This window comes from Streptomyces sp. NBC_01775 (assembly GCF_035917675.1).
Taxonomy (GTDB): Bacteria; Actinomycetota; Actinomycetes; order Streptomycetales; family Streptomycetaceae; genus Streptomyces.
The window spans coordinates 845,205-860,226 of sequence record NZ_CP109104.1 but is presented as its reverse complement, the minus strand read 5'-3'; the positions used below and the strand labels follow the sequence as shown (position 1 = coordinate 860,226).

Below are 15,022 nucleotides of genomic sequence, written 5' to 3'. Positions count from 1 at the left end.
CCGCGTCGCCACGTCGCGACTCCAGGCAGCCTCCGACAGCGGACATCGACCGTGAGCCGGACGACGAAGCGTGCCGGCAGGTGCTCCAGATCCTCGGGCTGATCGGCAACAAGTGGAGCCTTTTGACCATCGGGCAACTTCGCGGCCGTAGCCTGCGCTTCGGTGAACTGCACCGCACCCTCAACGGCATTTCCCAGCGCATACTCACCCTGACACTGCGGCAACTCGAACGCGACGGCCTGTTGACCCGCACCGTCCACCCCAGCGTTCCGCCACGCGTGGACTACACGATCACCGAACTCGGCGCGACCCTGGTGGACTCCGTCGCAACCCTCGGAGAATGGGCCACCACGCACCGCCACGAGATCAACAACAACCGACACCGCTACGACGCCGCACACCCGGCACAGAAACCGGCCTGACGCTCCCGCTCGATCCACGGAATCGGCATTCCCGCCGGGTGCGCGAACACCTCCCAGGCCTACGGTCGCGCTCGCGTCGTGGCGAGGTGTGTGGCGAGCGTGGTCAGCTGCTGGACCAGGGGGCCGGGTTCGGACCTGGTCATGACGGTGAGCTCGATGGCCGCCGTTCGGTGACGAAAGCTCCTGAAACCGACAGCAGGGTGAAGCTGGGCAGCCGGTCAAGCCGATCTTCGATTCCAAGGTCGAGCTCTCCGGCCACGGCAAGCTGCTCGACCGCTTTCTCGCGCTCCCCCCGCCCAGGATGTTCATGTACGGCGAGCAGAACAACGCCCTGTCCTGCCTGCCGGCCCTGGCAGCAGACGGTGTCGAGCTCGCCCGGATAAGCCGCAGTGCGCACTTCCCGATGTACTCCAACGCACCGGAAATGTGGGCACGAACAGCCGCCTTCATCTCCCGTGCGGACAGCCGCTGATGTCATCGCCCATCCTCGTCCACCCGGGACAGCCCCTTCATCAACTTCCGCGACTTCGAATTCGGCGAGGGCGCCCACGGATACCGTTGGATCGACGCCAAGCGTTTCCAGCTGTCCTCCGGGGCGCCGGACGACCGAGCCGTGTTGGCAGCCTTGATCGCACACGCTCAGTTCCGGACACGTACGACGGAGCCGGCGTTCAGGACCGGCCTCGGCACGGCCAGTGGTGGCTCGACCGCATCACCCCCGACGCCTACGAGGCCGTGGACGCCGCAACGGCAGCCGGCGTCATCCACTCCTGGGCCGGCCGGCACGGAGAGGTTCCAGACCCCCTCGCATCACGCCTGCGTCAGGAGATCCACGCCCCGATCCGCGCGCATCCGGCGCGCCATCCACCACCGCTCGCCGAGCGGCCCTGAACTGCCCTTTCCCACAGCCCCTGTTCTGCCTACGCCTTCGGACGCTGACGGACTCAGCCGGGCACTGAGCGCCTGTTGCACGTGATCCATCCGTGCGGCGCCGCAGCGCCACGAGGGCCGCGAGAACGTCGATGGCCGCCTCCAAGAATTACCAGGTCGCGCTGATACAGATAGTCAACAGTTTGATTCATACGGGACTGTTGTCTCCTCTGATCGTGCGTAGGGTAATTCGGAGAGGGACCTCGTGCCCTCGAATTGCTGCTGCGCCGGGCATTACGGCGCGCTTTCGAGAGAAGGAAACATCTATGCGGGCCCTAGTGGTCGATCACAGCGAGGCCGGGCCTGTCCGGTTCGCCGATGTCGATGAACCCGAGCCGGCCACCAATGAGGCATTGGTCGAGATCCGGTGCATCGGTCTCAATCTCGGCGAGGTGAAGTTCGCGGACCAGTGGCCGGCAGGCGCCGTTCACGGGCACGACGCGGCCGGCGTCGTGGTGCGCGCGGCCTCCGACGGCTCGGGGCCGCCGGAAGGCGCTCGTGTCGCGCTCGGGATGGCCCCGTCCGCTTGGGCGGAGCGGATAGCGGTCAGTCCCGCGTGGCTCGGCACCGTCCCCGGGGGCGTGGAGCTGGCCGACGCCGCCGCGCTGGGGATCGCCGGGGTCACCGCACTGCGCGTGTTGCGGAAGCGTTCCCTGCTGGCACGCGATGTTCTGATCACTGGCGCCAGCGGCGGAGTGGGGCACTTCGCCGTTCAGCTGGCGGCGATGGCAGGCGCACGGGTGACGGCACTCGTCGGCTCTCCCGACAGGGCCGCCGGACTCAGGGAGCTGGGAGCCGACGCCGTCGTGACCGACCTGGCGAAGATCGAGGGTCGGTTCGACCTCGTCCTGGACACGGTCGGCGGGCCGCAGTTGGCCCGGGTGTGGAGTCTCCTCGCCGAGGGCGGCGCCATCCATCTGGTCGGTTTCGCCTCGGGCCAGGACACGACGTTCCCCCAGGGGTCTTTGTTCGCATTCGGCGAGCCCCGCACCATCGCCACCTTCGGCGATACGTCACCGACCAGTAAAGAAATGACGGACCTGCTGGGCCTTGTGGCCGCCGGGAGACTGTCGGCACCGATCGGGCTGCGAGGCGACTGGAAAGACGTGGACGACGCCATCGGCGCGCTGTTCGCCCGGAAAGTCCACGGAAAGATCGTCCTTGAGGTGTCCTGACAAGACCGGATGCACCTGGGTCCCGCTCCGCCGCACAGTCACGGTACAAGGCCGCACAGTCCCGGGAAAAGAATGTGTTGGCCTGGACGTCGTCCGCGTTCATGGCGGAGCGGGCTGCCCAGAGCATCGGCACCTCGAAGATCTCGACGGTATTTCACCCCGGTCCCCGGCGATGGACGAGAATGGGCCCATGGACGTGCTTGCGGAGGCTCTGCGTGTTTCGGGCGCGCGAGGAGCGCTCGGGGTCAGGCTGGAAGCCGGAGGAACGTGGGGCCAGTGGCTGGACTCCTACCCGGGTGCGACACTGCACGTGGTGTCCCGCGGGGCACTGTGGCTCCACATTTCGGGTGAGAAACCCCTGGAGGTTCAGGCCGGGGACGCCGTCCTGCTGTCGCCGGGCACCGCACATGGGATAGCCAGCGGCTCCGGTGTGACGATGGGGCCCTGCGACCAGAAAGCGGCGGCCCAAGCACAGGCCCATGGCAGCGTCGTCCGGCTGGGTTCGTCGCCGGCGCAGACGGAACTGATCACTCTGCACTATGAGCAGGACCCGGAGGTGAGCACACCGGTGCTCACCGCTTTGGCCCGGCCGATGCACGTCGCAGCCCGGGAAAACCCACAACTCAAGAGGACCGTCGACCTTCTCGCGGCGGAACTCGCACAGCCGCAGATCGGCACCACCGCCGCGGTCAACAGCATCGTCGACCTTTTGCTCGTCCAGTTCGTACGCGCCTGGCTGGCCCGCCACCCGAAGGAACAATCCGGCTCATGGCTGGAGGCGATACGAAATCCGGTCGTGCGCGACGCCCTGGCATGTGTCCATCGTGAACCGGGACGCCCGTGGACCACGGAGACCCTGGCTGCCGCGATCAGCGTCTCCCGAGCGACGCTGTCCAGGCATTTTCGGACCGCCCTCGGACAGACGCCGGGCGCGTACGTGGCGCAGTGGCGCATAGACCTGGCGTCCGTCCGACTCCGCGATACCGACGAGCCGGTCGAGGCGATATCCGGCGCGGTCGGATACGGGTCCCCACACGCTTTCAGCCGCGCCTTCCGACGTGCCCGTGGCATGGCCCCCGGCGAGTACCGCTCCCGCCTACGCGGCCGGGCGAGCGTCGGCCCGTAGTCCGCAGGCTCGTTCATGATCGCGCACCTGACCGGCAGGCGTCTGGACTCCCGCACCCTCACACGGCTCGGTGTCACGCGAGGTCACATCCCAAGCTCGGCCTCAGCGCCACCGGCGCCTGGAAGAGGCATTTGGAAGGGCGTTCGGGCGGTTCCCATGCCCGACCGGACCGCCGATGCGAACAGAGGATCGCCGCCGTCACCGGCACGTTCGTCCGGCCGGTACCGGGCCGACGAGGCCGCCGTCGAGGACCACGTCCTGGCCGGTGATTACGCGGCGTCGTCGGAAGGGAGGAAAGCGACGCGACGGCCCCACGCGGAGATCATCGGGGAGGTGGTCAGATCGAGACGGCCGGAGGTGACGTTCGCAAGGTGGCTGTCGATCTCCTCGTCGGTCGCCAGTCCTGCCGCGACCAGCTCGTCCCTCACCTGCCGGACCGTCGCGGCCTCCAGCACCGCGCAGGCCGCGGAGGTGACCGGGAAGTAGGCGTCCGCCGTGACGTCGGCCAGTCCCGCCTCGCGCAGCAAGCGGGGGAGTTTTCGGCCGTAGGCGAGGTCGGCGCCGCGGGCCGCCAGCAGGGAGCGGAAGCCGGTTCGAAGGCGGTTGGCCAGCACCTGCTCAGGTCCGTACTCGTCCAGGCAGATCAACGGCTGCGACGCGGGGTCGGCGTCCTCCAGCAGAAGGTGGCCACCCGGCCGCAGCGCCTCGGCCATCGAGCGCAGCGCTCGGTCCCGGTCGGCCACGTGCACCAGCACCAACCGGGCGTGGATGAGGTCGAAGCCGCCCTCGGGCGGCGCGTCGCGGCCGACGTCGTGACGCAGTACCTCCACGACGCCGCCGGCAGCGCCGGAGGCCCAGGAGGTGTCGACATCGGTCGCCAGCACCCGGCCGGCCGGACCGACCCGGTCGGCGAGCCAGGTCACCACCGACGGGCCGCCGGCTCCGACCTCCCAGCAGCGCCACCCCGGGGCGATTCCCAGCTCTTCGATGTGCCGGAAGGTGGAGGCGTCGAAGAGGGCGCCGAGCGCGTCGAAGCGAGTGCCGGCTTCGGGCTGGGCGTTGTCGAGGAGATAGCCGGTCTTGTCGGGAGAGCCAGGAGGCGGCGTCGTCATGAGTTCATTCTCGTGCCTGTCGGTGCAGCGGTTGTCCGACGGCCGGGCCTGCCGGATGCGTGCGTGGCGTGGAGGATGCGGAAGCGACCGGGTTCCGCCGGATCTCGGTCGACGACTTGGATCGGCGTCCGAGCCCATTGCCAAACGCTGATGCCTGGCGTGCGGGAGAACTGGATCTGCCCGCGGGTGCCTTCGACTGCGACGCGCGGCCAGGATTCGGCGGTGCGCGCCCGGTCCGTGCCGTGAGAACGCAGTACATCGGCGAGGACGGCGACCGTGTCGTAGCCCTCGAAGGAGGGCGCTTCGGCCAGCCGCTCGCACAGGGCCGTCCCGACTCGTGCGCCGAGTGGGCTGAGGCGCTCGGGCAGGTAGCGCAAGAACGGGATCGCGGCGCCGTCGTCACCCAGCAACGTCGCCCATTCGATGAACTCCGGTTGCCCGGCCGGAGCGCCGATCATGGTCTCGGCGAGGCGCTGGTCGTGGCGGACGGACCTGACGATCGACACCGCCGGCTCGGGGTGGCCGACCAGAAGAAGGAGGGCTGTCGCGCGATTGCCGACAAGTTCGTCGCACACGTCCGTGGGGGCGAGCGCACGCGAGCAAGTGCTGGCCCGCCTCGACCCAGCCAGGCCGAGTCAGCGGAACGAGAGCGCCGATCCGGACGGCTGATTCGTCGGCCCGCTCCTTGCCAGGAGGTGATGGCGGCGTATTCATGCGTTGGCGTCTCCCGGGTGACGATCCGGTGGCGGTTCGCCCCGGATCGCAGAGTGAACGTCAGTGGCGCCGAGAGTAGCCGAGCCGGGAATGGCCGGCTTCGGCGTCCCGTCTTGTGTCATGCGCACACGCGCAGGAGCATGCTTGTTGACGCAGGCACCGATTGGGGGATGGGTGGCCGAAAACGCGAGGACATGCGTCGGGTTCGCCGTGGATGAGGCGTATGCGCTTCCGCTGGCTGTCGCGGGGCGGTCGCTCATAGAGAACTACGCGGGAAATGAAGCCCTGGAGATCGTAATTCTTGATCTCGGCATATCCGAGCTGTCACGGCACCGCATCGCCACGTCGTGGCCTGGTCCGGCGAAGGTCAGCTTCCTGCGGCTTCCCTCGAAGAACCTGAGCCTGGACGGATTACCGCTCTCCAGCCATGAGTTCGTGCTGCACCTCAACCGCAACGTCTACGGACGGTGGTTCCTCCCCGAACTCTTGCCGGAGGAGTACCGGCGCATGATCTACCTGGACGCGGATGTGCTGGTGGTGCGCGACGTGTCCCGGCTGTGGCACCTCGGCCTCGGAGATCACCCGTTCGCCGCCGCGCAGGACAAGGGGATCCCGTACGTCTCTTCACAGTACGGTGTGCCGGACTACCGGGAGCTCCGGCTCTCTGCCCGCGCCAAGTACTTCAACGCTGGTGTCATGGTCATCGATCTCGACCGCTGGAAAGCCTCGCGCATCCGCGAGCGCGCTCTTCACTATGCACGGACTCACCCCTTCATGCGCTTCGCCGACCAAGAAGCGCTCAACGCCGTCATCGGCGGAAGATGGACCGAGTTCCCCATGGAATGGAACTGTCCGGTCGAGGACGAGCTCCTCGATGAACAGCATGCGATGGACCCGAGGATCATTCATTTCCTGGGCCCCCGGAAGCCCTGGCTCGACGAGTTGTCGGCCACGAGCTGTCAGGCCGCATACCTGGACTACCTGCGGCGCACGCAGTGGGCGCCGGACGACCATGAGTGAACCGAGCGGATGAGCGCACGCTTCTGACCGGCCGCCCTGCCGAACTGTTGAGATCGAGTCTGATCTCGAAAATCGAGTCGGCGAGCTCGACGCTTCCGCATGCTGAGCGCCGAGGGCGTGGAGAGCCGTTCGCGGCGGCAAGCTCAGTGCTCCGGCAGGCCGGGTGGGGCGGGGAACCACTGGAAGTCACGGTCCAGTTGACGAGTGGTCCGGGTAAGCCAGTGTGCCGAGAGAGACCGTACGGTACGCCGGGAGGGGCGGGTTGATCTCGTCCATCGCCGGTAGGGCCGTGTTCTGGAGGGCCCAGGCGAATGCCACCGGCGGGGCCGCCTCGCGCCATCGCTCCGCGTCGATGCCGGATTCACGCCAGGCGGGCGGTGAGCAATTGCGTGGCGGCGAGTTCGCCGTACAGCGAGTCCGTGACCACCAGCTCGTCATGGGCGCCGATGGCGCGGACCCGGCCGGACTCCAGCACCACGATGCGGTCGGCCATGGTGACGGTGGACAGCCGGTGCGCGATGACCAGCACCGTCGTCTCACGGGCCACGTCCGCGATGACCTCGCGCAGGGCGTGCTCGTTGGCGGCGTCGAGCTGCGACGTGGCCTCGTCCAGCAACAGGACGCGGGGGGTACGCAGCAGGGCACGCGCGATGGCGACGCGTTGCCGCTCGCCTCCGGACAGCCGGGTGCCACGGTGCCCGACCGGCGTGTCCAGCCCCTGCGGCAGGCCATGGACAAGCCCCGAGAGACGCGTACGTACCAGGGCGTCCTCCAGCTGCCGCTCACTGGCGTCGGGCGCCGCGAACAGCAGGTTGTCACGGAGCGTGCCGGAAAGTACGGGGGCGTCCTGCTCGATGTACCCGAGCGCGGCCCTGAGTTCGGCGAGCGGCCGGTCCCTGACATCGATACCGTCCAGAAGGACACGGCCCGAGGCCGGCTCGTAGAACCTTTCCAGCAAGGTGAAGAGCGTGGTCTTCCCCGCTCCCGAGGGGCCGACCACCGCGGTCATGCCGCCGGGGGCCGCGGCGAAGGCGACTCCCTGATGGACGTCGGAGAGTTCGGGGCGGTAGCGGAAGACGACGTCCTCGAACACCACGGTGGCGGGCGTGCTCGGCTTCTTGAGCGGTGACACCGACGACGTCGCGGCAGTGTGCGGGGGCCTGGGAGCCGCCTTCGTCCTCGCGGGTGCGGGAGCGTCCAGGGGGTCGATCTCCAGCCGGTCGATCTCCCGCAGCCGTGCGACAGCGGCTGCCGAGACATGGAACTGGCTGGTCGCCTGAATGAGCTGCGAGATCGGGTCCATCAGGTAGAAGAGGAACAGCAAGAACGCCACCAGAGTCGATACGTCGATGGTCCCGGAGGCGACCCGCGCGCCCCCGACGGCCAGCACCGTGAGAAACGACAGCTGGACGGTCAGCCCGGCGGAAGTCCCCATGAGGGACTGCCACTTGGCCGCCGTCACTCCGCCGCGCCAGGCCTCGTCGACCGCCCGGTGGACGGCGGCGGTCTCCCTCTCCTCGGCACCCGACGCCTTGACCGTGCGCAAGGCACCCAGGGCGCGTTCGAGGTCGGCGCCCATGTCCCCGACCGAGGCCTGGGCACGCGCGGTGGCGGCGGAGATGCGCGGCATGGCCGTGACCACCACCCCGCTCACCATCGCCGCGACGCCGACGCTGACGCCCAGCAGCACCACGTCGAGCATCCCCATCATCACCAGCACCCCGCCCAGGCCGAGCACGCTGGTGGTGGCGGAGACGATGGACTGTGTGGTGATCTGCCGCAGCAGCGTGGTGTCCGAGGTGACCCGTGCCAGCAGGTCACCGAGCTCGCTGCGGTCGAGTTCGGGCACCTTCAGGCGCAGCAGCCGCGCGATGAGCTGCCGCCGGGCGCCACGGACCACGGACTCCGCCGTGTGCGCCAGCAGATACTGACCCAGCGCCTTGAGCGCGGCGCCCAGCAGGACCAGCCCGGTGAGTACGGCGAGGGTGCCGGCGAGTGCGTCCTGGCGCCCCAGGCGGTCGATGAGGGCCTTGGCCGCGAGCGGCTGGCCGAGCATCGCCGCCGCGCCACCCAGCCCCAGCAGTGCGCCCAGGATCAGCCGGCCACGGACCTGGCGCACGTGCCCCAGCAGCACCCGGAAGGTCTCCCGGAGCGAGAGCGGCGCGGGGGGCGCGGGACGCGCGGGGGCGCCGCGCCGCCCGCGCGGCTTGTGTCCCCGGCCGTGCGGGGGCACCGCCCGCGCGGGCTCAGACACCGGCCCCGGCCGGTACGGCTCCTGCCCGCTGCCGTACGACGGGGAAGACCTCGGTGGCGAGCCGTTCCAGGTTCCGCAGAACGGATGCGGTGTCGCCCGCCGACTCGACCTGACACATCACGCGCCGGCAGCCCGAGGCCGAGATGTGGTGCAGCAGCCGGTCCACGCAGGTCCGGGTACGGCCCACCGGCTGGGTGGTCAGGAGCTTGTCCGTGAGATGCTCCAGGTCCTGCGGCGTGGTGGGGGAGTCGCCCGAGCGCTTGTTGAGCGCCAGTGTGAACTCGGCTTGGTCCCGCATCAGTTGTGCCGTCTCCTGCTCCGTCTCGGTGACCTGCGCGAAGACGGCGAAGGCATGGCCGTGCGGCGGTACGGGCAGGCCCGCGTCCTGTGCGGCGCGCTGGTAGAGAGCGCTCATCTCGGCTTTGGCCTCGGCGTCCTTGTCGAAGAACAGCATCACCGGGAGCCCGCGTCCGGCGGCCACGCCGAGCGACGCCGGCGAGCCCGCGGCCACATACACGGGCAGGTGCGGCAGTGTCCGGGCGGCCGGGACCAGGCGCAGTGCCGGCCCGTCGTAGCCGGGGACGTCGGGGACCGTGCCGCGCAGCGCGGCCAGCACGCGGTCAAGCGGTCCGGTGATCCCCGTGCGCCAGGCGTCCAGCCCGCCGCCCATGACGTCGAACTCGACGCTCGGCACACCGCGCCCGACCCCGAGGGTGAACCGTCCCGACGACAGCTGGTCGAGCAGATTCGCCTGCTCCGCCACGTGCACCGGATCGTGCAGTGAGAGGACCGTGACGGCCGTACCCACGTGGATACGGGAAGTGGCGCCCAGCAGATGGCCGGCGAGGGTGAGCGCCGAGGACCCGATCGCGGCGGGGTTGAAGTGGTGTTCGGACACCCACAGGTCGTCGAGGCCGAGTTCCTCGGCATGCCGGGCGAGCCGCAGCGTACGCGCGAAGACCTCGCTCTCGTCCTCGCCCGCCCGGCGGGCTGTGGTCAGCATGAGCCCGAACCTGATGTCGTTGTGTGAGGTCATCACGGCCTCCGGCATTCGGTGGTGGCGGCTGATCCGGTCGTGGTCGCGGGTATGTGCAGCATTTTGTGGAAGAGCCGGATGTCGTCGCCCTCGCCCACGGGCCGGCCCTCCGCCTCGACCCAGGCGTGCGCCCGGAACGGTTCGGTGCGCACGCCGGTGCACCACTCGGGCCACGTGCCGTGCATCCGGCACAGCAGTGCGGTTGCCACGGCACGCTGAAGGCACCCCAGGCCCGCGCACTTACGGCTGACGGTCACCACGGCCTGGCGGCAATCCAGCGTCTTTTCATATGTCGCGGGGCGCGCCCGGCGCGCGGCTACGCTCAGCACCCGGCGCTGCCGCCCCGGCGACAGACGGATCAGCAGCCAGGCGACCGTCACCGTGAGACGGGCGAGCAGCCGCAGGCGGAACGGAACGTTCGTGCTGCGCTGTTCGGGTACGACGGAGAAGCTCATGAGGTCACCAGCCGGGCCCTGCCGAGCTGTTCGAGCAGCGCGCGCACGTCGGCGGCGACCCGCTCGGGGTCCTGACCGAAGTGCGTGCCCAGCTCCGCCACGATGGCGGGGACGGTCTTTCCCTCGGTGAGGAGCTGGACCACGGCGGCGCCGGTGCCGTTGAGCATCCAGTAGCGCCCCGTCGTCTCCTGGAGCAGCACCATGCCGTCCTCGGTCCTGGTCGCGATCACGTCGGGTGGGAGTGCGTACGTCATGAGGCTCGGGCTCCTTCCGTGCTGCGGCGCCGCTGCCCGCGCGCGGCTTCCACCGAGCGCAGCCACGATTCGCAGGCGAGGGTGGGCACCATGGGAATGAAGGTCCGCGCCATCGGGTGCGGCGCCATCAGCACCGCGCGGACCGCCTCTTCGTCGACCAGTCCCCGCTCGGCGAGGCGCATGCCGTCGCAGAGTTCGAGGAGTTCCTCCTTGTGCCGCCGGACGCCGGCGTACACGTCGGCGCTGAACTCGCCCTTGGTGGTGCGGCCGAGGATCGCCTCGGGGACGGTGCCGCGCATGGCGGCGGCCAGCACGGGCTTGGAGCGAGCGGTGCTGAACCGGTCGATGAGCCGGGCTGAGAGCGCCGCTTCGACGACTTGGGCGTCCAGGTAGGGCGTGTCATACCCGACTCCGTGCCGCAGCGTGAGCCGGTTGGCAAGGCGGATCTTGCTGCCGCACTGGCGAACGCCGTGCAGCACATCGTGCTGTACCGGGTCGCACGAGTACGGATCCGTCTCCTGAGCGGCGGTGCGGAGCATCGAGCCGCAGGCGTCCACCGCATCGGCGGTGACCCAGGCGGGCAGGCGTGGATATCCGCCCCAGCTCGTGAGCGGCTGTCGGGGGCCGCCTTCCGCCGAGGTCAGTTCCCGGGCGGCGGTAGTGAGCCATTCCCCGTAGGTGGGGTTCCTCAGCAGGTTGCTCGTCATGGCGCCCAGGGGCCAGCGGAACATGCTCCGTGCGGCCCTCATGTGCGGGACCGATCGCAGCGGGTAGCGGCGCGGGAGCACGTGGTACGTGGATGGCGCGGGGAAGAAAAGCTCGTCTCCGCCGTGCCCGGTGAGATGCAGGGACACCCCACGATCCGCCAGTCTCCCCGCTATGTGGGCGACCCGAGCCTTCGTCTTGGACCAGGCGTACGGTGCTTCGAGGTCGTCGTCCAGGCTGAGCTGGTCGGCGAACGACGCGGGACACTGCGCCACTCCGACGACCAGCGGCTCGCTGTCGGTCAGCGAGTCTCCCGCACGAGCGGCCCACTCGGCATCGTCGTTGGCGGCGTCCCTGGCACCGTGACGCACCGTCACCATGCCGGTATTCGACTGAAGTTGGTGCAGGGTGAAGGCCACGCTCGTGGAATCCATGCCACCGGAAACGTCGCATCCGAGCCGTGCGGCCGAAGCGGCCCGTGCGGCAACGGCGTTCCGCAACGCGGTCTTGACGCGCTCAGTGGCTTGGGCGAGCGGCAGCTCTTCGGCAGGCGGAGTCCACCAGCGCACCGGTCGGGCCGTGCCGTCGAGGGCGAGGTGCAGATACTCCCCGAGTCCCAGACATTCGACCTCCTGCCAGACCGTCCGGGCGCTCAGCGGCCAAGGGGACCGTGACATGAAGTGCCCCAGCAGACCGATGTCGTCGATGGCACCGCCCGTCAGCTCAGCGAGGACATCCGGCCGGTCGGCCGCCAGCGCCGTGCCACCAGCGGTGGTCCAGAACACCTCGTGCGTGCCCGAGAGAGAGCCCTGCACCCGCGTCACGCCGGCAACGGATGCGATCAAGTGGTAGCTCCCCGGCACCGATCGGGCGATGGCGTCGAGTTGCTCAAGCCCCTGGCGCCGCGCAAGTGCCCGGTCGAGACTCGACGATGTTGTCAGGGCAGAGCCGAACAGCGCGACGCGGCTGCTTCCGAACGTGCCGGTGACCACCTCACCGTCATCCCACGAGCCGACGATCCACGGACGACCCGAGTCATGGAGCAGGCTGCGTTCCCTCTCCACGAAGGGGGTTCTCTCCAAGGTGGCAGCGGCGTCCTGAGTGTCGGGCAGAACAAGGAATTTCATGGTGTCTCCGCTCTTGGTGAGGGCGGCAGGAACCGGAGTGCGAGTGCCGGGCGGATCGCGCCGCCCGGCACCCGGCCCTTGAAGAGGGTCAGCACTCGATGAACCAGCAGTAGCTCTCCGATTCCCAGCCCCACCCGTCGGGCCCCAACGTGCGGTCCGTGAAGTCGCCGACCTCAGCCAGCGTCGGGGACTCGTACCTCTGGTGCTCTTCCACTGGTCTCTGCCTTTCTTCTCGGCGCCCGGTGTCAGCACGGGGTGCCGGACGGCGCGCGCTGCCCGGCACCCCAGCCCTGTTGAGTCAGGTCAGCAGCCGAGGAACCAGCACAGGTCGTCGTCGTCCCAGCCCCAGCTACCGTCGCCAAGGGTCACGTCGGTGAAGTCCCCGACCTCGACCAGCGCGGGCGCCTCATACACGGTCTCTTCCGTCATCTCGACCATCCTTTGATTCGGTGACCTCTGAAGTCCCGGCGGGGCACCGTCTTTCGCGGCGCTGCGCCGGACATCAGGAAACCTAAGAACCCTTCAGTCCCGAACGCCCGGGGCATGCGGCCCCATCAATGTCCCGAAGCTGTCCCGGGACATGGACAGGCGAAATACCGCACCGGCACAGTGGAATGGGAAGCGTCGGCACCCGATCGATGACTGACAACGGGAAGAGGGGGCAGTTCTACGTGGAATCGGAATGGGAATCGGAATCTTCGCCTGAAGTTCCGCACAGTCGAAGGGTGCTTCTGCGGGGCACTCTCGGACTCGCCGGTGCCGCCGGTATGGCGACGACGGTGCTGAGCGGACCGTCGTGGGCGGGGCAGAGTCAGCGGAAACAGGTCCGCGGAGATCCGGATCTCCCGGACGTTCCGGGGATGTCGGGTGACCGGCTCGCCAACGAGTTCTGGTACCAGTTCGACGAAGTCACCTACTTCAAGCAGTCGCCGCAGCTCAAAGCGGCGTACGAGGAAATCGGCAAGCACGTGGGCGGAAACCCGCTGAAGGGCGTGCGAGAGGCGTGGATCCGGCTGTCGGGGAGTTCCGGCTACCCGGCTTCCTACGCCGCCTTCCTGAGACCCGTACGGGACGCGCTCCAGGTGGTGTCGTCGGCGCAGACCGGAGTCTTCGAGGCGTACTACGGGAAGAGCCCGCACGGCGTCTTCGACACGATGTCGTATTTCGCGCAGGGTGTGCTCTTCGACCCGCGCCGGGCGCCGGTGCAGTCCGAGGTGCACACGATGGACGGTGACCCGCCCCTCAACTACCACACCTGGCACGCCTACTGTTACGCGAACGTACTACTGGGAATCGACCGCCGTTTCTGGGCCGCGTTCATCCCCCTCAACGGATTCGCCTGGGGGCTCCAGCTGCGGGCGAAGCCCGACACCCGGAAGGTCAACCCCGCGCAGCCGAGAAAGGTCGTGGCGCGGCTGGCGGCCTCCTGGCTGCCGGGCGGTCCGGAGCGCACCGACGCCCGCTTGCTGGAGTTCCACCGCTCGGGGCCGTCCCCAGCGGGCTGACCTGGTTCAGCCGGGGCTTCCGACCCACGGACCGGTGCTCCGGGCACGGGCCGCCGCAGCCGATCTGTCCTTCACGTGAAGCTTGGCGAAGATGTGGGAAACGTGGTTGCGCACCGTCTTTTCCGCGAGGAAGAGGCGGCGTGCGATATCGCGGTTCGAATGCCCCCGTGCAAGCAGGTCGAGCACTTCCCGCTCCCGCGAGGTGAGTTCCGGGAACGCTTCGGGCCCGCGGTCGTGGCGGATCTTGGTGAAGTAGCGCTGCAAACGCTCCGCTATCACTGGGCCGAAGACCGCTCCGCCGCTCGTCACAGTGCGTATTGCGCGTATCAGTTCATCGCGGTCGGTGGACTTTCTGAGGAACCCGTGGGCACCGGCTCGAATTGCCTCGATAACGGCCTCATCGGAGTCGGCCGTGGAGACGATGAGAACCCTCACCGGGCGAGGGCCCGACAACTCAGCGGCGAGACCGATGAATTCGGCCAGGGGGATCCCCACGGACGGCAGATCGGCGACAATCACGTCCGGGTGCCGACAAGTGCCGTCGCGGAGGGCGTCAAGCGCCTCTTTGCCAGTGGCGGCCTCGCCCGCGATACGCATGTCGCGGATGTTCTCCACCGCTGATCGGACTCCATTGCGGAACAACGGGTGGCCGTCCAGCAGGAAGACCCGTACGGCACTTCGGGCCTCGTGCACCGTCAGGCCGGCGGGGCGGCTCCGTGAAGGACCGGTGAGGACGCCTTCCTCGCGAGCCACTTCGCTCATGCGGTGCCGGCCTGTAACTCTCCGGTATCCGGCAGTGCGGAACCGGATCCGGCGATGGTGCCGCTCCCCGTGCCCGTCGACCGGCCCCCGCCGACTCCCGGACCGCCCGCATCCTGGATTACGGCGTTGTCCGTCCTGAGCATCGCGCCACTCGTCGTCATGGGTGCGACCGCTACTGACCGTTCCGCCGATTTCCTCATCAGCATGCCTCCCCTGGCCATATCGCACTGACATACCCATGTTTCACACCCCAACCCTGTCATGGGAGGTGTTTCGGACAGCTCCGAAACAGATGAGCTGACGCCCCGGCCGAGGAACGCCGGCGTCCGTCACCGGAAGGGGCAGCGTCGTTCCCGGGGCGGGTATGTCGTACGAGGTGATGCCGACGTGTCGCAGGCCGCGGAACAAGAGCCTCGGCAATCCTC

General features: G+C 68.8%; 15 protein-coding genes and 1 pseudogene. 5 read left to right on the top strand and 11 right to left on the bottom strand.

The annotated features are described in order from the left end of the window. Positions 1-80 precede the first annotated feature (80 nt). Complete coding sequence (locus OHB04_RS04170) at positions 81-422, top strand: winged helix-turn-helix transcriptional regulator (RefSeq protein ID WP_326686313.1); 342 nt, start codon at positions 81-83, stop codon at positions 420-422. Between the two features lie 139 nt (positions 423-561). Here OHB04_RS04170 and OHB04_RS04165 read toward each other — a convergent pair whose 3' ends face one another. After that, entirely contained in the window at positions 562-819 is a 258-nt protein-coding gene (locus tag OHB04_RS04165) for a hypothetical protein (RefSeq protein ID WP_326806823.1), read from the bottom strand. Between the two features lie 799 nt (positions 820-1,618). On the opposite strand from OHB04_RS04165, the gene OHB04_RS04160 reads away from it, so the two are divergent. Then, positions 1,619-2,527: a zinc-binding dehydrogenase gene (locus OHB04_RS04160; RefSeq protein ID WP_326806822.1), complete on the top strand. Its 909-nt coding sequence runs from the start codon at positions 1,619-1,621 to the stop codon at positions 2,525-2,527. Between the two features lie 190 nt (positions 2,528-2,717). After that, entirely contained in the window at positions 2,718-3,653 is a 936-nt protein-coding gene (locus OHB04_RS04155; RefSeq protein WP_326806821.1) for an AraC family transcriptional regulator, read from the top strand. Positions 3,654-3,922: 269 nt separating this feature from the next. Here the strand turns inward: OHB04_RS04155 and OHB04_RS04150 are convergent, their stop codons facing one another. Further along, positions 3,923-4,765, bottom strand: coding sequence for a class I SAM-dependent methyltransferase (locus OHB04_RS04150; protein WP_326686309.1), 843 nt, complete (start codon positions 4,763-4,765; stop codon positions 3,923-3,925). After that, a pseudogene (locus OHB04_RS04145) lies at positions 4,762-5,358 on the bottom strand (hypothetical protein); the annotation flags it as partial. The gene OHB04_RS04150 and the pseudogene OHB04_RS04145, both read right to left, overlap by 4 nt. A 268-nt stretch (positions 5,359-5,626) precedes the next feature. On the opposite strand from OHB04_RS04145, the gene OHB04_RS04140 reads away from it, so the two are divergent. Further along, the gene (locus OHB04_RS04140; RefSeq protein WP_326686308.1) at positions 5,627-6,499 is read left to right on the top strand and encodes a glycosyltransferase family 8 protein; all 873 of its coding nucleotides are present in this window, start codon (positions 5,627-5,629) and stop codon (positions 6,497-6,499) included. Between the two features lie 361 nt (positions 6,500-6,860). Here OHB04_RS04140 and OHB04_RS04135 read toward each other — a convergent pair whose 3' ends face one another. The 7 genes from OHB04_RS04135 to OHB04_RS04105 all read right to left on the bottom strand — a co-directional run bounded on the left by OHB04_RS04135 (position 6,861) and on the right by OHB04_RS04105 (position 12,759). Then, positions 6,861-8,633, bottom strand: a complete 1,773-nt coding sequence (locus OHB04_RS04135) for an ABC transporter ATP-binding protein (protein ID WP_326809398.1) — start codon at positions 8,631-8,633, stop codon at positions 6,861-6,863. A 112-nt stretch (positions 8,634-8,745) separates the two neighbouring features. Further along, positions 8,746-9,789 carry an LLM class flavin-dependent oxidoreductase gene (locus OHB04_RS04130; protein ID WP_326686307.1) on the bottom strand — a complete coding sequence of 348 codons (1,044 nt, stop codon included), beginning with the start codon at positions 9,787-9,789 and terminating at the stop codon, positions 8,746-8,748. Further along, entirely contained in the window at positions 9,789-10,244 is a 456-nt protein-coding gene (locus OHB04_RS04125; protein WP_326686306.1) for a lasso peptide biosynthesis B2 protein, read from the bottom strand. Before OHB04_RS04125 ends, OHB04_RS04130 begins: the two co-directional genes overlap by 1 nt. Beyond that, entirely contained in the window at positions 10,241-10,498 is a 258-nt protein-coding gene (locus OHB04_RS04120) for a lasso peptide biosynthesis PqqD family chaperone (protein ID WP_326686305.1), read from the bottom strand. Before OHB04_RS04120 ends, OHB04_RS04125 begins: the two co-directional genes overlap by 4 nt. Continuing rightward, positions 10,495-12,330 (bottom strand): asparagine synthase-related protein, encoded by a 1,836-nt coding sequence (locus OHB04_RS04115; protein WP_326686304.1) that lies wholly within the window; start codon positions 12,328-12,330, stop codon positions 10,495-10,497. The genes OHB04_RS04120 and OHB04_RS04115 overlap by 4 nt, the downstream gene beginning before the upstream one ends. Positions 12,331-12,418: 88 nt before the next feature. Further along, positions 12,419-12,544, bottom strand: a complete 126-nt coding sequence (locus tag OHB04_RS04110; RefSeq protein ID WP_326686303.1) for a lasso RiPP family leader peptide-containing protein — start codon at positions 12,542-12,544, stop codon at positions 12,419-12,421. Between the two features lie 89 nt (positions 12,545-12,633). Continuing rightward, positions 12,634-12,759 (bottom strand): lasso RiPP family leader peptide-containing protein, encoded by a 126-nt coding sequence (locus OHB04_RS04105; protein WP_326686302.1) that lies wholly within the window; start codon positions 12,757-12,759, stop codon positions 12,634-12,636. Positions 12,760-13,055: 296 nt separating this feature from the next. On the opposite strand from OHB04_RS04105, the gene OHB04_RS04100 reads away from it, so the two are divergent. Then, positions 13,056-13,835, top strand: coding sequence for a hypothetical protein (locus tag OHB04_RS04100; RefSeq protein WP_326806820.1), 780 nt, complete (start codon positions 13,056-13,058; stop codon positions 13,833-13,835). Between the two features lie 6 nt (positions 13,836-13,841). Here OHB04_RS04100 and OHB04_RS04095 read toward each other — a convergent pair whose 3' ends face one another. Further along, on the bottom strand, positions 13,842-14,597 hold the full coding sequence (locus OHB04_RS04095; protein ID WP_326806819.1) for a response regulator transcription factor: 756 nt from the start codon (positions 14,595-14,597) through the stop codon (positions 13,842-13,844). Positions 14,598-15,022 lie beyond the last annotated feature (425 nt).